Annotated in this window: 22 protein-coding genes and 1 pseudogene; 6 read left to right on the forward strand and 17 right to left on the reverse strand. The window is 65.5% G+C overall.

Annotated features, from left to right (window positions below):
* Window positions 1-17: 17 nt before the first annotated feature.
* Window positions 18-1,001, reverse strand: coding sequence for a bifunctional riboflavin kinase/FAD synthetase (locus P0R31_RS29425; RefSeq protein ID WP_275517934.1), 984 nt, complete (start codon window positions 999-1,001; stop codon window positions 18-20).
* Between the two features lie 230 nt (window positions 1,002-1,231).
* Between P0R31_RS29425 and P0R31_RS29430 the strand changes: the two genes are divergently transcribed.
* The gene (locus P0R31_RS29430; RefSeq protein ID WP_008567674.1) at window positions 1,232-1,627 is read left to right on the forward strand and encodes a response regulator; all 396 of its coding nucleotides are present in this window, start codon (window positions 1,232-1,234) and stop codon (window positions 1,625-1,627) included.
* Window positions 1,628-1,800: 173 nt separating this feature from the next.
* On the opposite strand, the gene P0R31_RS29435 is transcribed toward P0R31_RS29430, so the two are convergent.
* Complete coding sequence (locus tag P0R31_RS29435; protein WP_275517936.1) at window positions 1,801-2,655, reverse strand: TIGR01459 family HAD-type hydrolase; 855 nt, start codon at window positions 2,653-2,655, stop codon at window positions 1,801-1,803.
* 15 nt (window positions 2,656-2,670) lie between these two features.
* Window positions 2,671-4,149, reverse strand: coding sequence for an EAL domain-containing protein (locus tag P0R31_RS29440; protein WP_275517937.1), 1,479 nt, complete (start codon window positions 4,147-4,149; stop codon window positions 2,671-2,673).
* A 318-nt stretch (window positions 4,150-4,467) separates the two neighbouring features.
* Between P0R31_RS29440 and P0R31_RS29445 the strand changes: the two are divergent.
* Window positions 4,468-5,306 (forward strand): annotated as a pseudogene (locus tag P0R31_RS29445) (class I SAM-dependent methyltransferase).
* Between the two features lie 47 nt (window positions 5,307-5,353).
* Here the strand turns inward: P0R31_RS29445 and P0R31_RS29450 are convergent.
* From P0R31_RS29450 to uvrC, 7 genes are all read right to left on the reverse strand, one after another.
* A complete protein-coding gene (locus P0R31_RS29450; RefSeq protein ID WP_275517938.1) occupies window positions 5,354-6,484 on the reverse strand; it encodes a YihY/virulence factor BrkB family protein in 1,131 nt (376 codons plus the stop codon).
* The gene (locus P0R31_RS29455) at window positions 6,484-7,068 is read right to left on the reverse strand and encodes a phage holin family protein (RefSeq protein WP_057027666.1); all 585 of its coding nucleotides are present in this window, start codon (window positions 7,066-7,068) and stop codon (window positions 6,484-6,486) included. The genes P0R31_RS29450 and P0R31_RS29455 overlap by 1 nt, the downstream gene beginning before the upstream one ends.
* Before the next feature lie 91 nt (window positions 7,069-7,159).
* A complete protein-coding gene (prmB, locus tag P0R31_RS29460) occupies window positions 7,160-8,119 on the reverse strand; it encodes a 50S ribosomal protein L3 N(5)-glutamine methyltransferase (RefSeq protein WP_275517939.1) in 960 nt (319 codons plus the stop codon).
* Entirely contained in the window at window positions 8,119-8,586 is a 468-nt protein-coding gene (locus tag P0R31_RS29465) for a molybdenum cofactor biosynthesis protein MoaE (protein WP_225114835.1), read from the reverse strand. The genes prmB and P0R31_RS29465 overlap by 1 nt, the downstream gene beginning before the upstream one ends.
* Before the next feature lie 4 nt (window positions 8,587-8,590).
* Window positions 8,591-8,842 (reverse strand): molybdopterin converting factor subunit 1, encoded by a 252-nt coding sequence (gene moaD / locus P0R31_RS29470; RefSeq protein WP_036009285.1) that lies wholly within the window; start codon window positions 8,840-8,842, stop codon window positions 8,591-8,593.
* Complete coding sequence (gene pgsA / locus P0R31_RS29475) at window positions 8,839-9,456, reverse strand: CDP-diacylglycerol--glycerol-3-phosphate 3-phosphatidyltransferase (RefSeq protein WP_036009286.1); 618 nt, start codon at window positions 9,454-9,456, stop codon at window positions 8,839-8,841. Before pgsA ends, moaD begins: the two co-directional genes overlap by 4 nt.
* A 97-nt stretch (window positions 9,457-9,553) precedes the next feature.
* Complete coding sequence (gene uvrC / locus P0R31_RS29480; protein WP_275517942.1) at window positions 9,554-11,605, reverse strand: excinuclease ABC subunit UvrC; 2,052 nt, start codon at window positions 11,603-11,605, stop codon at window positions 9,554-9,556.
* 247 nt (window positions 11,606-11,852) lie between these two features.
* On the opposite strand from uvrC, the gene P0R31_RS29485 reads away from it, so the two are divergent.
* Complete coding sequence (locus tag P0R31_RS29485; RefSeq protein WP_275517944.1) at window positions 11,853-12,476, forward strand: outer membrane protein; 624 nt, start codon at window positions 11,853-11,855, stop codon at window positions 12,474-12,476.
* A 70-nt stretch (window positions 12,477-12,546) separates the two neighbouring features.
* Here P0R31_RS29485 and P0R31_RS29490 read toward each other — a convergent pair whose 3' ends face one another.
* The 4 genes from P0R31_RS29490 to P0R31_RS29505 form a co-directional block, all read right to left on the reverse strand.
* A complete protein-coding gene (locus P0R31_RS29490) occupies window positions 12,547-12,762 on the reverse strand; it encodes a cold-shock protein (protein ID WP_008544396.1) in 216 nt (71 codons plus the stop codon).
* Between the two features lie 304 nt (window positions 12,763-13,066).
* On the reverse strand, window positions 13,067-13,927 hold the full coding sequence (locus tag P0R31_RS29495; protein ID WP_275517946.1) for a 23S rRNA (adenine(2030)-N(6))-methyltransferase RlmJ: 861 nt from the start codon (window positions 13,925-13,927) through the stop codon (window positions 13,067-13,069).
* 158 nt (window positions 13,928-14,085) lie between these two features.
* Window positions 14,086-14,778, reverse strand: coding sequence for a ribonuclease T2 (locus P0R31_RS29500; RefSeq protein ID WP_275517948.1), 693 nt, complete (start codon window positions 14,776-14,778; stop codon window positions 14,086-14,088).
* A gap of 119 nt (window positions 14,779-14,897) precedes the next feature.
* A complete protein-coding gene (locus P0R31_RS29505; protein WP_420886291.1) occupies window positions 14,898-15,308 on the reverse strand; it encodes a hypothetical protein in 411 nt (136 codons plus the stop codon).
* Between the two features lie 236 nt (window positions 15,309-15,544).
* Here P0R31_RS29505 and P0R31_RS29510 point away from each other — a divergent pair, with 236 nt between their 5' ends.
* Window positions 15,545-15,850 (forward strand): hypothetical protein, encoded by a 306-nt coding sequence (locus P0R31_RS29510; protein ID WP_275517951.1) that lies wholly within the window; start codon window positions 15,545-15,547, stop codon window positions 15,848-15,850.
* Window positions 15,851-15,895: 45 nt separating this feature from the next.
* On the forward strand, window positions 15,896-16,426 hold the full coding sequence (locus tag P0R31_RS29515; RefSeq protein ID WP_275517952.1) for a DUF3617 domain-containing protein: 531 nt from the start codon (window positions 15,896-15,898) through the stop codon (window positions 16,424-16,426).
* Between the two features lie 170 nt (window positions 16,427-16,596).
* Here P0R31_RS29515 and P0R31_RS29520 read toward each other — a convergent pair whose 3' ends face one another.
* Genes P0R31_RS29520 through P0R31_RS29530 form a run of 3 tightly spaced genes read right to left on the reverse strand, consistent with a single transcriptional unit; the run spans window position 16,597 to window position 19,276 of the window.
* Complete coding sequence (locus P0R31_RS29520) at window positions 16,597-17,985, reverse strand: ATP-binding protein (protein WP_025033840.1); 1,389 nt, start codon at window positions 17,983-17,985, stop codon at window positions 16,597-16,599.
* Between the two features lie 20 nt (window positions 17,986-18,005).
* On the reverse strand, window positions 18,006-18,737 hold the full coding sequence (locus P0R31_RS29525; protein ID WP_036009315.1) for a response regulator: 732 nt from the start codon (window positions 18,735-18,737) through the stop codon (window positions 18,006-18,008).
* Window positions 18,734-19,276, reverse strand: coding sequence for a MarR family winged helix-turn-helix transcriptional regulator (locus tag P0R31_RS29530; RefSeq protein ID WP_057027673.1), 543 nt, complete (start codon window positions 19,274-19,276; stop codon window positions 18,734-18,736). Before P0R31_RS29530 ends, P0R31_RS29525 begins: the two co-directional genes overlap by 4 nt.
* A gap of 337 nt (window positions 19,277-19,613) precedes the next feature.
* Between P0R31_RS29530 and P0R31_RS29535 the strand changes: the two genes are divergently transcribed.
* Window positions 19,614-20,696, forward strand: coding sequence for a branched-chain amino acid aminotransferase (locus P0R31_RS29535; RefSeq protein WP_275517953.1), 1,083 nt, complete (start codon window positions 19,614-19,616; stop codon window positions 20,694-20,696).
* Window positions 20,697-20,770: the final 74 nt, after the last annotated feature.

The raw sequence follows: 20,770 nt of genomic DNA on the forward strand, positions 1-20,770 counted from the left end.
TGGCCCGGTTTCGCCTCTCAGTCGATCACGCCCAGGCGCGGAAACGCGTCCGGGGCGGCGGCGAGCATGGCGCGGGCGCGGGCGGAATCGTCGTCCATCTGCCGGATCAGGGCCTCTAGACCATCGAATTTCAGCTCCTCGCGGATGAAGCCGATGAAGGCGCAGTCGAGCGCCTGCCCGTAGAGGTCGCCCTTGAAGTCGAACAGGAAGATTTCGAGGAGCGGAGCGCCATTGTCGAAGGTCGGGCGGCGGCCGAAGCTGGCCACGCCATCCAGACGCTCCTGATCCTTTCCCTGGCCGCGGCCGACCCGGACCGCGTAGATGCCGTGCTTGAGGCCGCAATTGGCGTCCAGGCGGATGTTGGCGGTGGGATAGCCGAGATCGCGGCCGCGCTTTTCGCCGTGGATCACCTCGCCGGTGATGAACCAGGGTGCGCCCAGCATGGTCGTGGCCTCGTCGAGCTGGCCCTCGGCGAGGGCGATCCGGATCGCGCTGGAGGAGACGGGCCGTTCGTCGATATCGACATGCGGTTGCACATCGACCTCGATGCCGAGCCGGGGCGCCTCGTTGACCAGGAGGCTGGGCGAGCCGACCCGTCCCTTGCCGAAATGGAAGTCGTAGCCGACCGCGATGCCGCTGACGCCGAGACGCCCGATCAGGTCATGGTGAATGAAATCTTGCGCGCTGGTTCCGGCACGGGCCTTGTCGAAGGTCATGACCACGGCGCCGGCAAGCCCGGTACCGGCCAGAAGCCGCAGCTTGGCTCGCTCGTCCGTCAGGCGGAATTGCGGGGTGTTAGGGCTGAAAAACCGCCGCGGATGCGGTTCAAAGGTCAAGGCCAGCGCAGGCCGGCCATGCGCCCTGCCCATCTCCAGGGCAGCCGCGATGACGGCGCGATGGCCGAGATGAACGCCGTCGAAATTGCCCATGGCGACCACGGCGCCCCTCGGAATCGCGGAAGCCGGCGTTGTATCGCGGATGACGGTAAAAGGCGGAGCCATCAGGGGAATTCTCGAACCGGGCAAGACCGGCCCGGACCGTGGCGCGACCGGCACGGCGAAGTCAAGCGGCGGGGCGGGCAGACATTGAACACGATTTCAAGCCTTCGGACCTGACCGCAGTTAACGCGCTGTTTAAGGCCTTGATGCTAGTCCTTGAGGCGTGGAACTGCCGGGCGCCGGCCTGGCAGGTCCGATCGTAATATTCCTGGGTTTGCGTTGGGGGAGTCGAGATGGCGGTTGATTTGTCGATGCCGGTTCTGGTGGTGGATGACTACAGCACCATGATCCGTATCATCCGGAATCTGCTGAAGCAGCTTGGCTTCGAGAACATCGATGATGCCAGCGACGGTTCGGCAGCGCTGAACAAGATGCGCGGCAAGAAGTACGGGCTCGTGATTTCCGACTGGAACATGGAGCCGATGACGGGCTACGACCTCCTGCGCGAAGTCCGCGCGGATCCGAACCTCGCCACCACGCCCTTCATCATGATCACGGCCGAATCCAAGACCGAGAACGTGATCGCGGCCAAGAAGGCGGGCGTGAACAATTACATCGTCAAGCCGTTCAACGCGGCGACGCTGAAGACCAAGATCGAGGCGGTCTTCCCGGACATGGCGAGCGCGTAAGCGCGCCTCGCGTGAAATAAAACAGCTGTCTGTAAGATCGTCATGCCCGGGCTTGTCCCGGGCATCCACGTTCTGGGCCAGCAGAAGAAAACGTGGATGGCCGGGTCAAGCCCGGCCATGACGGTGTCTGGGGCCAGAGACGTGCCTTAGCCGAAGTCCTTCAAGCGCAGCCGTCACCACTTCAATTCGCGCATCAGCGCCTTCGGCGGGTGGCCGAACAGCTCCATCACCGAATTGGGGTCGAGCTGGTCGAGGCCCTCGAACTCCTCGGCATGGATGCCGCGGGTGACGAACAGGCAGTCGATGCCGAATTCGCGGGCGCCGGTTAAGTCGGTGCGGACGGAATCGCCGATCGCCAGCACCTTTTTCCGGTCGATCTGGTAGCCTTGGCGTTCGCCGGCAAGCGCCATGGCTCGCTCGTAGATCGGCCGGTGCGGCTTGCCGTAGAAGATCACCTCGCCGCCGAGCTCGCGGTAGAGCTCGGCGATGGCGCCTGCGCAGTAGATCAGCCGGTCGCCGCGTTCCACCACGATGTCGGGGTTGGCGCAGACCAGCGTCAGCTTGCGCTCGCGCGCCTGCAGCATCATGCCGCGATAGTCTTCCGCCGTCTCGGTCTCGTCGTCGTAGAGGCCGGTGCAGACGATGTAATCGGCTTGCTCCAGCGGCGCGGTCACCGCATCGAGGCCGCGATAGATCGAGTTGTCGCGCTCGGGGCCGAGCCAGAACATCTTGCGGCCGGGATGCTCGGCGACGTAGAGCCGGGTCAGGTCGCCTGAAGATACGATCGCGTCATAGGTCTCATCGGGGACGCCGAGCTTGCGCAATTGCCGCTGCACGGAGTCGGCCGGGCGCGGTGCGTTGGTGATCAGGATTACCGTACCGCCGCGGCTGCGATAGGTGTGCAGCGCCTCGCACGCTTCGGGGAAGGATTCCAGCCCGTTATGGACCACGCCCCAGATATCGCTGAGCACGACCTCCACACCGCCCACGAACTCGCGCAGGCCTTCGGCAAAATGCAGCGCGGTCATGACGTGCGCGGCCGATCAGATGCGGCGCGCGAGCGCTGCGTTACCGGTGACGCGTTGGGGCGGAGGCGCCGAAGAGGTCGCGCCTGAGCTGGGTGTGGCGGAGCCATTGGATCCCTGAGTGTCCTGCGCCTGGTTCGGCGAGGCCCCGCCGGTAGCAGATGCCCCCTCCGGCCGCAATGGCCGGGGCGGTGCGAACAGGAACCCTTGGCCGAACCGCACGTCATAGTCGAGCAGGTCGACCACGGCGCGCTCGCCTTCGATCCGTTCGGCGATCAGGTCGATGCCGAAGCGGCCGAGCAGGTCGGAGAGGTCGGACGGGTGGATGTCGGAGGCGGAGGCCTGCTTGGGATCGAGCAGCAGCGCGGCCGGCACCTTGATGAAGCGGACCCCGCGATCGGCCAGCTCGCGCGGTTCGATACGCAAATCCGTGACATGGTCGATGGAGAAACGGAAGCCGCGCTGGGCGAGCGCCGCGAGGTTCTCGGTCTCGGCGGGGCCGAGATTGCGGAAGGTCGACTGCTTGAACTCCAGCACCAGCGAGGGCGCCAACGCGCGGTTGGCTTCCAGGAAATCGAGACATTGCGCGAAGGTGGTGGAATTGCCGAGCGTCGACGCCGCGACGTTGCAGAACACGCCGACGTCCTTGTTGCGCACCATCAGGCGCCGCAGCACCTGCACGCAGCGCAGCATCACCATGTTGTCGATGCGCCCAATCAGGCCCGAGGCTTCCGCGATGCTGATGAACTCTTCGGCGGCGACCAGCTGGTCGCGCTCGTCGCGCAGGCGCGTCACCGCCTCGTAGAACCGCACCTTGCGCTGCGGCAGCGTCACCATCGGCTGCAGGAAGATATCGATGCGGTTCTCGTCGACCGCATTGCGCAGCGTCGCCAGCAATTGGGTCTGGTTGCGCCCATTGGCGGTCTGAACCGGAGTGGCGGCCTGGACCTGAACCGTCGGCGGCGCCGGCCGTGATGGAGGCTGCGGAAGCGGAGGAGGAGCGAGCGGCTTCTCCTCGAAGGGGGCAGCCAGATCGATCGGCGTTTCCGGCTCGGGCCTCGCGACCTCGGCGGGGGCCGGCGCCGGCGCGTGGCCGGCGAGCAGATCCTCATGGGCCGCCACGGTGGTGGCGAGCTGCCTGACCAATCCGCCGAGCTCGTTGATCTCGCCGATGACCGACTGGATGCGGTCGGAATTGGTCGAATTGGACGCGGCGATGCGGCTCTCGACTGCAGCCAGCCGGCGGCCGAACTCGGCCACCTGGCGGGCGAGGTCGGCAGTGCCGCGCGAGAGATCGGCGATCTGGCCGCCGACGTCGCTGCGGTCGCGCAGCCGCATCGACACCGCGTTGTAGAGGATCAGGAAGGTCAGCGCGGTCAGCGCCACGATCGCCGATTCCGTTCCGCTGATGCCGGCGACCGAATAGAGCACGAGCCCGAGCGAGGCCGCGACCAGGACCATGCAGATGGCGATGAAGATCGTCGAAATGCGAATCATGCCGTGCGTTATGCCTTTGAGAGCTGGACTGCCTCACCCGGGAAAAACACGGGTCGCGCTCGACCTCGTCACGCCTCATGCTCCCCCAAGCTTCGATCAGCCTAACATCATTGTTGATTCGAGGGGATAGTGGCTGTTTCGCAGCCCGGTCGGTCCGCCGCCGAAGGCTTTTCCAGGCAGCGGCTGCGAAACCTCGCAGGGCCTCCGCGGCGCCGGTGCGGAAATCAAGAGGCTCTCAGCGGAAAATCATGCCGGCCTCAAGGCCAGCGCGTCGCATGCGCCCTATCGTCCCGGCGTTTTCAACCGCAGGAGATTGCCATGTCGACATCCGCCGCGCTCAAGCCAGCCGCCCCAGAGCCCGATCTTGCCGCCGTCAAGCAGCGTCAGCACGGCGCCTGGTCGTCCGGCGATTATGCCGTGGTCGGCACCACCTTGCAGATCGTCGGCGAACAGCTCTGCGAGGCCATTGACTTGCGTGCCGGCAGCAAGGTGCTGGACGTCGCCGCCGGCAACGGCAATGCGACGCTGGCGGCGGCTCGGCGCTGGTGTGACGTCACATCCACCGACTACGTGCCGGCGCTGCTCAAGCGCGGGCGCGAGCGCGCCATGGCCGAACACCTCGCCGTCGAGTTCCGCGAGGCGGATGCCGAGGCGCTGCCGTTTGCGGATGCCGCCTTCGACGTCGTGCTCTCCACTTTCGGCGTGATGTTCACACCGGATCAGGACAAGGCCGCTTCCGAGCTGCGCGGGTCTGCAGATCCGGCGGCAAGATCGGCCTTGCCAACTGGACGCCCCAAGGCTTCATCGGCCAGCTGTTCAAGACCATCGGCAAGCATTTGCCGCCCCCGGCGGGCGTGAAATCGCCCGCCATGTGGGGCACGACGGCACGGCTCGAGGAGATGTTCGGCGGCGTGGCCGCGGAGATCGCCGCCGAGCCTCGCATGTTCGTGTTCCGCTATCGCTCGCCGGACCACTGGCTCGACATCTTCAAGACCTTTTACGGCCCCACGCTGAAGGCGTTTGCCGCGCTCGACGCGAACGGGCAGGCCGCGCTGACGCGCGATCTCCTGGCGCTGCTCCAAGAGTTCAACCACGCCGATGACGGCACGATCGTGGTGCACAGCGAATATCTGGAAGCCGTGATCACCAAGCGCTGATCGCGCCCGGGATGCGGTCGGGCCAGCTTCGGCCCGACCGCCACCGATCAAAATGGCGCGGTGGCGCCGACCGTGTCGGCGGAGACGGCGTCCCGGGTGCCGAGCGGCTTCGCCCGCCCGGTGGTGGTATCGCGCAGCGTCTGCCGCTCGATCTCCGAATTCAGCTCGGCGCCGAACATGATGACGATCGCCGACATCCACATCCACGTCATCAGGCCGATCGCCGCGCCCAGCGAGCCGTAGGTCGCGTTGTAATTGGCGAATTCCGAGAGATACCACGACAGCAGGGCGGAGCCCGCGATCCAGAGGATCGCGGCAATCACGGCGCCGAGGCTCAGCCATTGCCAGCGCGGCGCATCGCGGCTCGGCGCGAAGCGATAGAGGATGGCGAGTGCGACCAGCAGGATGATGAACAGCAGCGGCCATCGTGCCAGCGCCACGATCAGCTTGCTCTCGGGCGCCATGCCGAGATGATTGAGCGCTAGCGGGAAGGCGACGACGGCTCCCACCATCAACAGCAGCGCCACGATGCCGCCGACGGTGAACGCCAGCGAGACCATGTTCAGCCGGATGAAGCTGCGCTTCTCGCGTTCCTCATAGGCGACGTTGAGGGCGTCGAAGATCGCCTTGACGCCGGCATTGGCGCTCCAGATCGCAAGCAGCAGGCCGATCAGGAAGGTGACGCCGAGCGTCGCATTGCCGTTCGACACCACGCGCGCGACCTGCTCCTCGACGATCTGGAACGAGCCCTCCGGCAGCATGGTCGCAAGCGTGTGCAGATTGGCGCTGATCGTGGCGGGATCGGCGAACAGGGCATAGGAGGAGACGAGCGCGGTGACTGCGGGGAAGAGTGCGAGCAGCCCGAAGAAGACGACGCCGCCCGCCGTCGCGAGCAGGCGATCCTCGTCGATGCGTTGATAGGTCCGCCAGAAAATGTCCTTCCAGCCCGCCCAGGGAATCTCGAACGGGCTTTTCGCCCGGCGGCCGCGGCCCGGCTGCATCGCCGCACCGGCCGGGTGCGTTTCCGGGGAATTCGCTTCGCCCTTGCGGTGGTGTTGCGGAGGCCCGGGCCTCGCCAGGCCGGAATCCCGAAAGTAGCGCTCCGCGGTCAGCACAAACACGGCCGTTGCCGCCACCAGCAGCCAGGAGTCGATCTGCTCGGAGCGCCGCGCCAGCATCACGCCTCCAGACTGTGCCTGTTGCGTCGCCGCCGGGCGGCCGTCAGCCCGACCAGGCCGACCGCCGCGAGCATCAGGCCCAGCTGCACGGGACGGTTGGCGCGGGCCGGCCAGGTTTTGATGCCGCCGCGCTCGCCCGGTGCGAGCGGCGCGAGGGGAATCGTCGTTGCGACCTCCTTCACCGCCTCCTTGACCGTTCCACGCGGGATCCGGGGCGTGGCGACCGCCACGCGCAGACGGCTCGCGAGCGGCACGACCGGCTTGGCCTTGCGTTTCATCTGGGCCATGGCCACCCCGGCACAGACCGCAGCCAGCACCAGCAGCACTGCGGCGACGGCGCCAAATCCCCAGAACTGCCCGTAGGTGATCCCGACCCAGCGGTACAAGGCAATCAGTCCGACGAAAAATGCCGCGACGACGAACAGGCCGGCGACCGCGAACAGCCCGCCGGCCACGGCGTAGGATGTCACCTTGCCGGTTGCCTGGCTGGTCTGGTCGCGCAGATAGGATTGAGCAGCGCGTTTGACGTGATTGAGCTTGAGCGCCATCCCGGCGCGCAGCAATTCGCCCGATGGCGCGAGCATGCGGACATCCTCCAAGGACTAGAAAATTCGTCGAGGGATGAACGTGGCGATATTTGACTTGTTCCGACGGAGCGTGATCGGCCGCGATGAATCAGCCGAGATCGGCGGCTGCGATCCAGAACACCTCGCCCTCGGAATCTTCGGTGTCCAGCCAGAGCAGCGGCAGTTCCGGGAAGGCCTCGTCGACCAGCTCGCGGCCGCGGCCGATCTCGCAGATCAGCCCGCCATCCGCCGTCAGGTGGTCGGGCGCATCGCGCAGGATCCGGCGCACCACGTCGAGACCGTCGGCGCCGCCATCGAAGGCGAGTTTCGGCTCGGCGCGGCATTCCGGCGGCAATGCCGCCATGCCCTCGGTGTCGACGTAGGGCGGGTTGGTAATGATCAGGTCGTATCTGTTGCCGCCGAGCGGGGCGAACAGATCGCCGCGATACAGGCTGATGCGGTCCTCGAGCCCATATTCGCCGACATTGCGCGCAGCGACCTCGAGCGCGCCCTTGGAGATGTCGACGGCGTCGATGGCGGCGTTCGGGAAATGATGCGCGGCGAGGATCGCAAGGCATCCCGAGCCCGTGCAGAGATCGAGCACGCGCTCGACCGCCGTCGGGTCGTCGATCAGCGATCCCGCCTCGCCGTCGGCGCCGAAATGCGACTCCAGGAGCTCGCCGATGAAGGAGCGCGGAACGATGACGCGCTCGTCGACATAGAAGGGCAGGCCGCGCATGTAGATCTTGTTGACGAGATAGGCGGCAGGTTTGCGCGTCGTGATGCGCTGATGGATGAGGTCAAGGACGGTCTTGCCTTCTGCAGCGGTGATGCGGGCGTGGAGAAAGCCCTGGAACTGCTCGGGATCGAGATGCAGCGCTTCACCGATCAGGAAGGCCGCTTCCGCGACCGGGTCGGTCGTACCGTGGGCAAACGCGAGCTTGGCCTCAACGAAGCGGCTCACGGCGTAGCGGACGAAGTCGAGCAGCGTGAGAAGCTCGCCGGGTCCCACTTTCGCGAGGTCAGGCGCGGCGCGGCCGCGCGCGGTCCTTTTCACAGCTTTGGCCATCAGGATTTGGTCCAGCGTGTGGCGGCTTCGTCGTCACGGGCGTGGGCCTCGACCCAGCCGGTGCCGGTGGCGCTCTCTTCCTTCTTCCAGAACGGCGCGCTGGTCTTGAGATAGTCCATCAGGAACTCGGCGGCCTGGAACGCCGCCTGTCGATGCTGCGAGGCGGTCACCACCAGCACGATGTTCTGGCCCGGCATCAAGCGGCCGACGCGGTGGATCACCGTGATGCCGTTGAGCGGCCAGCGCGAGACGGCCTCGTCAGCGTGGCGCCTGATCTCTTCCTCCGCCATGCCGGGGTAATGTTCGAGCGTCAGCGCGGCGACCTTGGCGCTGTCATCGTCGGCGCGGCAGATGCCGGAAAATGTCACCACAGCGCCGATATCGGTCCGGCTGCTTGTCAGGACCGAGATCTCGCGCGCGATGTCGAAATCGTCTTCCTGGATACGGATGGTGACGGGGCAGGTCATGTGGCTAGCCGCCGGTCATGGGCGGGAAGAACGCGATCTCGCGGGCGCCTGCGATGGCGGCGTCCTGCTTGACGTGAGCGCGGTCGATCGCGGCACGAATCACCTTCGGCTTCTCGAACGCGTACGCATAGGCTTCGCTCTGGCCGGAGAGCCAGGCGATCAGCTCCTCGACGGTGCGCACGCTCGCGGGAGGCTCGATCGTCTCTTCGGCCTTGCCGACGCGCTCGCGCACCCAGGCGAAATACTTCACCTTCATCCCTCGTCCTCCTTGATGAGGTGATGGATGCCGGCGCGGAAATAGTCGTAGCCGGTGTACATGGTGAGGATCGCCGAAGCCCACAGCAGTGCGAGCCCAATCATCGAGACCACCGGCACCACCTGATCGCCGGCTGGGCCGGCGATCAGGAAGCCGATCGCAACCAGCTGGACCGTGGTTTTCCACTTCGCAAGCTTGGTCACGGGCACGCTGACGCGGAGCGCAGCCAGATATTCGCGCAGGCCCGAGACCAGGATCTCGCGGCACAGGATCACGATGGCGGCCCATAGCGACCAGCCGTGAATGATGCCGTCCGCGGCCAGCATCAACAGGCAGGAGGCGACCAGCAGCTTGTCGGCGATCGGATCGAGCATGCGGCCGAATGCCGATTGCTGATTCCAGATCCGCGCGTAATAGCCATCGAGGTAATCCGTCACCCCTGCGGCGATGAAGAGGGCGACCGCGAGCCAGCGCAGCCAGAGCGGCTGATCCAGAATCGACTGCGCATAGATGCATCCGACCACGACCGGGATCGCGGCGATCCGGCCATAGGTCAGGATGTTGGGGAGGGACATCGCGCGGCTGGTGGTCCCTCGTGTCGTGGCGATGTTCATCCGTCCTACCAATACCGCTGCTGCCTGAACGTCAACCGTCCCGCACCCCAAATGAGGTGCGGACACGACGATCATATGACTGCGGTCCCCCTTTAGTTCATCCCGGCTGAGGATGGAAATACTCGAAAATCCGGCGCGCACTCTCGGCGCTCACCCCCGGAACCTTGCCGAGATCGGCGATCGAGGCCCGCTCGATCTCCTTCAGAGTTCCGAAATGGTGCAGCAAGGCACGTTTGCGTGACGGGCCGATGCCCGGAATCTCCTGCAAACCGGCCTCGCGGATGTCCTTCTTGCGCAGCTTGCGGTGCGAGCCGATGACAAAGCGGTGGGCTTCGTCGCGCAGGCGCTGGATGAAATAGAGCACGGGATCACGCGGCTCCAGCTTGATCGCCTCGCGCTCCGGCATGAACAGGGTCTCGCGGCCGGCATCCCGGTCCGGTCCCTTGGCGACTGACATCAGCGACACCTGGGTCAGGCCGAGATTGGCGAAGATCTCGCGCACGGCGTTGAGCTGGCCCCGCCCGCCGTCGATGATCACGAGGTCGGGCCATTGCGGGAAATCGTCGTCCTTGGCGGCGGCGTCCTCGGGCGGATTGATCAGGCGCTTGAAACGACGCGCCAGCACTTCGCGCATCATGGCGAAGTCGTCGCCGGGCGTGATCCCTTCCGACTTGATGTTGAACTTGCGGTACTGGTTCTTCACGAATCCATCGGGGCCCGCGACGATCATGGCGCCGACCGCGTTGGTGCCCTGGATGTGGCTGTTGTCGTAGACCTCGATGCGCTTGGGCACGTGCGGCAGGCTCAGCGTCGCGGCCATGGCCTCGAGCAGCCGGCTTTGCGTCGCGGTGTCCGCGAGCTTGCGGCCGAGCGCCTCGCGCGCATTGGTCAGCGCGTGGGTGACCAGCTCCTTCTTCTCGCCGCGCTTGGGCGCGGTGACCTCGACCTTGTGGCCAGCCTTGATCGATAGCGCGTTGGCGAGCAGCTCGCTCTCCTCGATATCGTGCGAGAGCAGGATGTTCCTCGGCGGCGGCTTGTCGTCGTAGAACTGCGCCAGGAAGGACCCCAGCACCTCCTCCGGCGTAAAGCTCTTCTCCGCGCGCGGAAAATAGGCGCGGTTGCCCCAGTTCTGTCCGGTGCGGAAGAAGAACACCTCGACGCAGGAGAAGCCGCCCTCCTGGTGGATGGCGAACACGTCGGCTTCCTCCACCGTGCGCGGATTGATGCCCTGCTGCGACTGGATCGCCGACAGCGCGGCAAGGCGGTCGCGGTACAGTGCGGCGCGCTCGAATTCCAGCTCGTTCGAGGCCTTCTCCATCTCGCCGGCGAGCTCCTGCTTCACCGCATGGCTCTTGCCGGAGAGGAAGTCGCTGGCCTCGCGCACCAGCGTCGAATAGCCGCCGAAATCGATCTCCCGGGTGCAGGGTCCGGCGCAGCGGCGGATCTGGTGGAGCAGGCAGGGCCGGGTGCGGCTCTCGAAGAAGGAATCGGTGCAGGAGCGGATCAAGAACGCGCGCTGCAGCGCCGTGATGGTGCGGTTGACCGCGCCGGCGGAGGCAAACGGGCCGAAATAGCGCCCGGGCCGGGTCTGCGCACCGCGATGTTTCAGGATCTGCGGCGCCCAATGGTCGCCGGTGATCAGGATGTAGGGGAACGACTTGTCGTCGCGAAGCTGCACGTTGAAGCGCGGCCGCAGCTGCTTGATCAGGTTGGCTTCCAGCAGCAGCGCCTCGGTCTCGGTCGTGGTCGAGACGATCTCCACCGTGACGGTCGCCGCGATCATGCGCAGAATGCGGGCCGGCAGCGGCGCGCTCTGGCGCGCATAACTGGACAGGCGCTTTTTGACGTTCTTGGCCTTGCCGACATAGAGCACGTCGGCGTTCGCATTGAGCATGCGATAGACGCCAGGCGAGGTCGGTGCGAGGCGGACCGCGCGCTCGATCGCCTCGTGACCGGTCGCGAGCGGGCCTTCGCCGACGGCGCCGCTCTCTTCCAGGATGTCCGGCAGCAGGGCATCGTCCTCGTCGTCGCCGCCTGCCGCCGCGGGATCGACGTCCGGCCCGGCCAGCCGCTCGGGCGGGGCGTCGCTCGCAGCAGCCGGCGACTTGCGCGCGCGGTCGTCCGGATTGTCGGAGGAATCGTGAACCATGGGGCGAATTTAGGCGCTGGGGATGCCGATTTGAAGTTCCGGCCATGCGGCACGCACGGATGGCGGCCAGTTCCCGGTAACGCTTCCTTAAGTTTGTTAAGCGGGCGGTAACCCGACTTAACAGCCCTTTAACTTAAAACTCTCGATAAATCCTACACGAAAAGCTCTTGGTTCCCTAACCATCCGGTTTTGCTCGCGCGGCGGCGCGGGCATCGCTCGGGTTGCGATAGTTGCGTTGGAGTGAGTGATGAAGAGGCTCGTTGTGGGCGCAGCCGCGTTGGTTGCTGCTGGCTGGACAGCTTCGGCAGAGGCCGCCGATCTCAGTTACGGGCAGCGTGCGCCCTACACCGTCAATCAGCCGCTCAATGCCTACAGCTGGGCGGGTCCCTATCTCGGCGGCAACATCGGCTATCAATGGGGCTCGGTCGACAACAACCCCACCAAGCCGTCCGGCTTCGTCGGCGGTGTGCAGGCCGGCTACAATTTCCAGAACGGCCCGTGGGTGTTCGGCGTCGAGGGCGACATCCAGGCCGCCGGCGCCGACGACACGTTCGCGCCGTGGAAGTTCTCAAATCCGTGGTTCGGCACCCTGCGCGGCCGCGCCGGCTATACGTTCAACAACGTGTTGTTCTACGGCACCGCCGGCCTCGCCTTCGGCGAGCTGCGGGCGCAGACCTTCGGCTGGACGGAGTCGCACACCAGTGCCGGCTGGACCATCGGTGCCGGTGCGGAAGTCGGCCTCGCACCGAACTGGAGCGCCAAGCTCGAATATCTCTACATCGATCTGTCGACCAGCCAGTTCGCAATTACAGGCGTGTCAAACGGCTATAGCGCCAGCGTTGTCCGCGCAGGCGTGAACTATCACTTCTGACATCCAAAGAAGAAAATACCGGACGAGCCTCCCGGCCGCTCGCGGCCGGGATTTTCTTTCGCCAGGCTCGCTAGGAGAGGATCACCAGATTGACCGCCTTCGGTCCCTTCCCCTTCTTGTCCGGTTCGACTTCGAAAGTAATACGCTGTCCTTCGGCAAGGTCCTTCAGTCCCGCCCGCTCCACAGCGGTGATGTGAACGAAGACATCGCGACCTCCGTCGTCAGGCTTGATGAAGCCGTAGCCGCGCTCGCCGTTGAAGAACTTGACCGTTCCCGTCATGGCCATCGGGAAACTCCCCCTCATTGCTCCTCCGCCGCGACGCAGACTCACGTCGCGACATGACCGGGCCTTACGGAGCCCGGGAGCTGGCCATCCTTGGACGGACCTGATCGGTCCGGCGGGATCTTTCTTAGGGCCTTCACTCCGCCGCAACCATTCGCGGAAGCGGAACGTAAAGCCAGTCACGGAAATAGCATAATACGGTTCTTTGCAGATTGACTACCGGTCCTGCATATTTTTCCCAAGAATGCCGGAGTGTTACGGCTTGGCGTCAATGCTTGGCGTCAAGGCTTGGCATTAAGGCTTGGCATCAAGGCTTGGGCACCTCCAGTCGGAATCTGGCAGCACCGCCCTGGCCGAGCGGTATTTCCAGCTCTGGCAGAATGGTCTTGAGCTCGCCGTGTAGCGTGTAGGGCGGGTTGACGATCAGCAGTCCGGTGGAGGTGAGGGCGGCGCTGTCGGCTTGCGGCGCGACGCTGAATTCGAGGCGCAGGCATTTTCCGGGCGGCTTTGCTGCAGCTGCGAGCCGCGCCACGGTTTGCGCCAGCGTGTCGGTGGCCCGCCGGTTCTTGGCGGGATACCAGATTACGTAGATACCGGTCGGCCATTTCGCGAACGCCGCCGCGAAGGCTTCGCCGAGCCGCTCGAACTCGTCCCTGGCCTCGAAGGGCGGATCGATCAGCACGAGGCCACGCCGCTCCTTCGGCGGCACGAAGGCCGGCATTGCCACCCAGCCGTCGAGATCGACCACGCGGGCCTGCTCGTCGCGGCGCAGCGCATCGATCAGCGCTTTCCGTGCCTTCGGCTCGAGCTCGCAGGCGACGAGCCGGTCCTGCGGCCTGAGCAGGCCGCGCGCGATCAACGGCGAACCTGGATAGGCCTTGAGCTCCCCCTTCGGATTGAAGGCGCGGACGATGTCGAGATAGGGCTTCGTCAGCGCTGCGCTCTCATTGGACAGGCGCGCCTGCAGCAGCCGCGCGATGCCGGTCAGCCATTCGCCGCCGCGGCGCGCCTCGTCGCTGTCGAGATCGTAGAGGCCGGCGCCGGCATGGGTGTCGATGACGCGGAACGCTGCCGGCTTGTCCTGCAGATAAGTGAGGATGCGCGCCAGCACGATGTGCTTGATGACATCGGCGAAGCTGCCGGCGTGGAAGGCGTGGCGGTAGTTCATGGCGGAGAGTTACGACATCGCGCGATGAAAGTAACTCCCGTCATTCCGGGGCGGTGCGCAGCACCGAACCCGGAATCCATTTCGCTGCGGACTATGTGGGTCGATAGATTCCGGGTTCGCGCTTTGCGCGCCCCGGAATGACGATCTGAGACCTCGGCCTACCCGCCCCTGATTGGCGGCATCGTCACCTGATCGCGGCGGCAGGCGCGGCGCTCGATCTCGTCGCAGGCGCGGAATTGCAGGTCCTTGCTGAGGCAGATGCGGACCTCGGACAGCCGTGTCCGGTTGCAGGTGACCGAGACGGCGGCATTGCTGAGACCCGGATTGGCCTTGACGAAGGCCTCCTCGACCTCCGCCGGCGCGACGGTCTTGGCCTGCGCCAGATCGAGATATTCGGGCGGGATCTTGATCGCAGCGCGCGCCTTGCGGATCATCTCGAAATAGCCGCGCCCCTCCAGCCCGGAGCAGGTGCCGTGCTTGTCCCATTCGTTGAAGATCAGGCCCGGCGCCGGCATCAAATCGAGCATCGAGGAGACGATGTTGCGGTTCAGCCGCGGCGCCGGGCGCTGGCAATACTCCGGAAAACCGTTCTCGTATTGCGGCCACAGCCCATGCACCACGAAGGCGTAGGGCCGTCCGCCGCATTGCATCTGGGACCGGCCGCCCCGTTCGGCTGCTTCCTCGCAGAACGAGGGCGACCACGACAGCGCCAGCACATAGAAATCGAACTCGCCGGGTGCGTTCTGCCGCTTGTCCTGCGCCTTTGCACCGTCCGCGAGGGTGGCCAACCCCGCAGCAAGGGTCAGTGAGATCATCAGGCGGGACAACGAACGCAATCTGGAGTGAAACATGACGACGCCCCTCAACTAGACTGTGCATACAGCCTAGCAGGCAATGGGAACATTTCAAGAACAAAATGGGGGCGGCAGTCGTCGGCTGGCTGATCAGCCCGGATCAGCCGTCGTTGGGATCAGGGCTTCGCGGCGCGGCAGGCCGGATTGTAGGCCCAGTTGCGATCCACCCCGACGACGCACCATTCGACACCGTTGCCGTAGGAGGCAAAGCCGCCATCCTCGATGATCGAGAAATGCACCTTGCGCGCCTTGCCGTCATTGAGCATGGCCTCACCCGTGCAATAGCGGCGCGGAATGTTGTCAGACTGCCAGGGCCGGAACGCGGTCTCGCGAACGGCGGAGAAACCGGTGATCTGCAACGAAGAATTCCAGAACGTGTATTCCTTTTCGGCGAACTCGTGCACGATCCTCGGCAGAGCCCAGTCGCAAGGGGCGACGGCACCGTCATAGCGCGGCCCGCTCAGCCAGAAATTCAGCTCCAGCGGATTGGCGGCCCTGGCCTCGCCGAGCGACAGCGCTCCCAACATGAGGCCGAGCACGGCGGCAAAGCGGAGCGATTTCTGGGAGGGGGCGGGCATGGTCAATCCGGACAGCTAAGGTCTTGCGAAGGTCCGGACGGTGCCGCGAAGGTTGGGGGAGGTCAAGTGCAGCGCGGCAACACTTCGCCAGGACTTGACCAGGATGTCGCGGCCAACAGGGGTTCGGTTCTTTTCACGTCCGTCCCGGCACCGTAAACTGGCGCCAGCCAATTGGAGTAACGGGAATGCGAATCATTGCGGCCGCGGGTCTTCTTGCCAGCCTGATTGTCTCGGGCATGGCGAGCCAGTCGGCGCGCGCCGACATCTTTTCTCTGGTGCCGCCGTTCAAGGGCAACGACACCGGGGGCATCATCGCCTATTCGATGGCGACCCAGGTCGATGCGCGTCAGGTCGCCGTCGATCACTGCGCCCGCTACGGCAAGGTCGCGAAATTCCTCGGCGTGCAGGGCTATGAGGGCGGCTACATCTCGTTCTCCTGCCGCTGGGTGCCCTATGGCGCCGCCGACCGGCCGATCCGCACGCTGTACTGAGGCGTTGTCGCAAGGCCGCACCTGTCTCAGCCGGGAGCTTCCCTCATGACGCGCAAGCCCGCTTTGCTCGGCTCGATGCTTTGCCTCGCGTTGTCGGCAGGCGGCGCCGGCGCCGACGAACTGCCGCTGCGCAAGGCCGGTCTTTGGGAGATGAAGCTGGTCACATCAGGCTCGCCCGTGCCCGAGATGACCATGCAGCACTGCACCGACGAGACCGTCGACAAGGAGATGAGCAACAACGTCTCCCCGATGGCCAAGCAGATCTGCGCCAAGCAGGAGATCAAGAAGACCGCGACCGGCTATGTCAGCGATTCCGAGTGCAGCGTCGCCGGCGTCAGCACGACCTCGCATGCCGAGATCACCGGCGATTTCAACTCGGCCTATACGGTGAAGACCACTTCAACCGCAAAAGGCGGCGTTGCCGGCACGGCGGGGCGCGACAGCACCACGACGCTGCAAGCCAAGTGGCTGGGGGCCTGCAAGCCGGATCAGAAGCCCGGCGACATCGTCATGCCCGGCGGCTTCAAGATGAACACGCGCGACATGGACAAGCTGAAGGCGCTGCTGCCGAAGTAGGTGTGGTGGCCGCGCGGCCGGTGCGCTCCCTCGCCCCGTTCTTACGGGGAGAGGGTTGGGGTGAGGGGCTCTCTCACACGTGAGATCGATGAGAGATCTGTACCCCCTCACCCGGATCGCAAGAGCGATCCGACCTCTCCCCGCAAGCGGGGAGAGGTGGAGTAAGCCACCTACACCGGTATCCGCACACTCGCCCTCAATCCCCCCATCGGGCTGTCACCGAGCGTGATGTCGCCGCCGTGCGAGCGGGCGATGTCGCGGGCGATCGCGAGCCCCAGGCCGGTGCCGCCTTCGTCCTGGTTGCGGGCGTTGTCCAGCCGCAGGAACGGCTTGAACACCTCTTCGCGCAAGTGGGCGGGAATGCCCGGGCCGTCGTCATCGACGGTGACGGTCAAATAACGGTGATCGCGCTGGCCGGTGATGGCGATGTTCTTGCCGTAGCGCGCTGCGTTGGTGACGAGGTTGGCGAGGCAGCGCTTGAACGAGGCAGGCTTCACCGTCACCACGGGCAGGCCGTTGAACGCGACGGTCGCGGTATGGCCGTGGCGCTCGGCATCGCTGCGCAGCTCCTCGAGTGCCTGCGCCATGTCGGTCGGCTGCGACTGCTCGCCGGAATCGCCGCGGGCAAAAGCAAGGTAATCCTCCAGCATCATCGACATCTCGTCGACGTCCTTGCGCATGCCCTCGAGTTCGGGACTGTCGCCGATCAGTGCGAGCTCGAGCTTGAAGCGGGTCAGGATGGTGCGCAGATCGTGGCTGACGCCGGCGAGCATCGCGGTGCGCTGCTCCATCGTGCGCTCGATGCGCGACTTCATCTCCAGGAAGGCGACCGCCGCGCGCCGCACCTCGCGCGCGCCGCGCGGGCGGAAATTCGGCGCCTCGCGGCCCTTGCCGAAGCTCTCGGCGGCATCGGCAAGGCGCAGGATCGGCTTGATCTGGTTGCGCAGAAACAGCACCGCGACGATCAACAGGATCGAGGACGTACCGACCATCCAGAACAGGAAGATCTCCGAGTTCGAGGCATAGGCGGCGCTGCGCTGCGCGAACACGCGCATCACCGCATCGTCGAGCTGGATGCGGATCTCGACCAGGTTGGAGCGGCCGACCGTGTCGATCCAGAACGAGCGGCCGATCTGGCGGCCGAGCTGCACCGACAGCGTCTGGTCGAGCAGCGAGAAGAATGGTTTTGGTCCCGGCGGTGGCATGTCGCCGGCGGGCAGGAAATCGACCACGAGGCCGAGCCGCTGCTGCGCGATGCGGCGGATCTCGTTGCGGTCCTTGTCCTGCGGATAGCCCTTGTAGACGTCGATGAGTGCGGCGATGTCCTGCACCACCGCGGCCGACAGGCGGCGCGTCACCGTGTTCCAGTGCCGCTCCATGAACACGAAGGCGACGACCGATTGCAGGATCACCATCGGCACGATCATGATGAGGAGCGCGCGGGCGTAGAGGCCGGTCGGCATCCAGCCCTTGAACGCGTTGCCCATCCAGCCGTTCGCGGCCGAGACGCGGCCGGCGGCGCTCTTCAGCAGCGTCAGGCCGGTATCGATCGTGCTCATCTGGCGCGTTTCACTGCGGTTCAGGGCGAGGCCACCAGGCGGTAGCCGATGCCGCGCACCGCCTGCAGGAACAGCGGATTGGCGGGATCGGTCTCGATCTTGCGCCGGAGGCGGTTGATCTGCACGTCGACCGCACGCTCGTTGACGCTGCCATTGCCGGTCAGCGCGCTGCGCGGCACGGTCTCGCCCGGCGTCTCAGCGAGAATCCGCAGCATCTCGCGCTCGCGGTCGGTGAGGTGGATGACCTCCTCGCCCTGGCGCAATTCGCCGCGCTCGAGATGGTAGACATAGGGGCCGAAGGCGATCTTCTCGATCGTCGTGGCCTGCGGCGGCGGCGCGGCGCGCTTGAGGATGTTGTTGATGCGCAGCGCCAGCTCGCGCGGCTCGAACGGTTTGGCGACGTAATCGTCGGCGCCGATCTGCAGGCCCTCGATGCGGGCTTCCGCCTCGTGGCGCGCCGTCAGCATCACGATCGGCACCGACGACGAGGTGCGGATGAAGCGGGCGAGGTCGAAGCCGGTCTCGCCGGGCATCATGACGTCGAGGATCAGGAGATCGAAATGCAGGCCCATCAGCTTCGAGCGCGCGTCGCCGGCGCTCGCCGCGGTGGTGACGCGGTAGCCTTCACTTGCAAGAAAGCGCGAGAGCAGGTCGCGGATGCGGCGGTCGTCGTCGACCAGCAAGAGATGCGGGGCATCGTCGGCCGGTTGCACCGGCGGGCGCGCGAGCGTGGCTGCGAGCGGCACGGTCACTCCTTGGCGTCTTGTTTGACGGAAGCGAAGATCGTCTCCAGCACCTTGTCCGGATCGTCGCGGTCGATCATCGCGCGCAGGAAGCGCTTGACCGTCTCGGCGTCCTGCGGACCCATCTCGGCGAGCGCCCTGGTGATCCGCGTGGTCTGCAGCCCCGCGAGCTTCTGCACCAGCGCTTCGCCCTTCGGCGTCGCATAGAGCAGCCGCTGGCGGCGATCATTGTCGCCGGTCTTCTGCACGATATAGCCCTCGTCCAGGAGCTGCTTCAGCACCCGGCCGAGCGACTGCTTGGTGATGCGCAGGACGTCGAGCAGGTCGGCGACCTTGAGCCCGGGATAGCGGTAGACGAAATGCATGACCCGGTGGTGGGCCCGGCCGAAGCCGAACGCCTCCAGCTCCTGGTCGGGATCGCCGACGAAATCGCGATAGGCGAAGAACAGCAGCTCGATGATATCCCAGCGCAAATTGCCTCCATCGCCTGCGGCCGGCCGGGGCGCGGCAGCGTCTTGAGAAGGAGTCGCGAAATTTATGTCAGGCATATTGACGTATCTTGGGTTCAATGTTACAAAACCATGGACCCGTACGAAATTTTAGATCGTTTCGCAGCGGGTGGCATCGTAGCAGGACGGCCGGAGAGAGCCGGACAGGCGGCGACGGCCGAAGCAGATCTACCGTGCGATTGTCGAGCGGCATTTCGACAAAACATACTGGACTTCCGCCTTCCGCAAAAGCATGTCCTGCCCGACATGCTGGCTGCGGAAACCGGCCGTAACATGGCTGGCGGCGGTCCGGCCAGAAACCAATCAAGCCAGCCGGGCCCGAATGGGCAGGCGGGCGCGAGAAACAGCGCCGCCACCGGCAGCGGGAGGCAAGGACATGAGCATGACATTCGACATCCAGCCCGCATCCAATCCGACGCCCGAGAAGGACCGCGTCGCCAAGCTGGTGGATCCCGGCTTCGGGCGGGTCTTCACCGATCACATGGCAATCGTCCGCTACAACCAGGCCAAGGGCGGCTGGTACGAGGCGAAGATCGAGGCGCGCGCCAACTTCCAGCTCGATCCCGCCGGCGCGGTCCTGCACTACGCCCAGGAGATCTTCGAAGGCCTGAAGGCCTACAAGCGCGACGACGGCGGGGTGAACCTGTTCCGTCCCGACGCCAATGCGCGCCGCTTCAAGGACTCGGCCGATCGCATGGCGATGGCGCAGCTGCCCGAAGACGTCTTCATCGAGGCGGTCGAGCAGGTCGTGCGCATCGACCGCGCCTGGATGCCGGGCGGCGAGGGCAGCCTTTACCTGCGGCCGTTCATGATCGCGAGCGAGACCTTCCTCGGCGTCAAGCCGTCGTCCGAATACATCTTTGCGGTGATCGCCTCGCCGGTCGGCTCCTACTTCAAGGGCGGGCCTGCGCCGGTCTCGATCTGGGTGTCGGAGAACTACACGCGCGCTGCGATCGGCGGCACCGGCGCGGTCAAATGCGGCGGCAATTATGCCGCGAGCCTGCGCGCCCAGGCCGAGGCGATCCAGCACGGCTGCGACCAGGTCGTCTTTCTCGATGCGGTCGAGCGCCGCTACATCGAGGAGCTCGGCGGCATGAACGTGTTCTTCGTGTTCGACGACGGCTCGCTGTCGACGCCGCCGCTCGGCACCATCCTGCCTGGCATCACCCGCGACTCCATCATCACGCTCGTCCGCGACGCCGGCAAGACGGTGCGCGAAGAACCCTATACGCTCGAGCAGTGGCGCAAGGACGCGGCCTCGGGCAGGCTGAAGGAAGCCTTCGCCTGCGGCACCGCCGCCGTGATCTCGCCGATCGGCAAGGTGCGCTCGGTCAGCGGCGACTTCGAGATCGGCGGCGGCGCCGCCGGCCCGGTTGCCATGGGCCTGCGCAAGCAGCTCGTCGACATCCAGTACGGCCGCACCAACGATCCGCACAACTGGATCCGCAAGGTGTTTTGATAGACGTCGAGGCGTTTCCCCTCTTTCGGAAAAGAGGGGAAACACGCAAAGTTCGTGGCTTATTGCGCATTGAA

This window comes from Bradyrhizobium yuanmingense, from assembly GCF_029167105.1.
Lineage (GTDB): Bacteria > Pseudomonadota > Alphaproteobacteria > Rhizobiales > Xanthobacteraceae > Bradyrhizobium > Bradyrhizobium yuanmingense_A.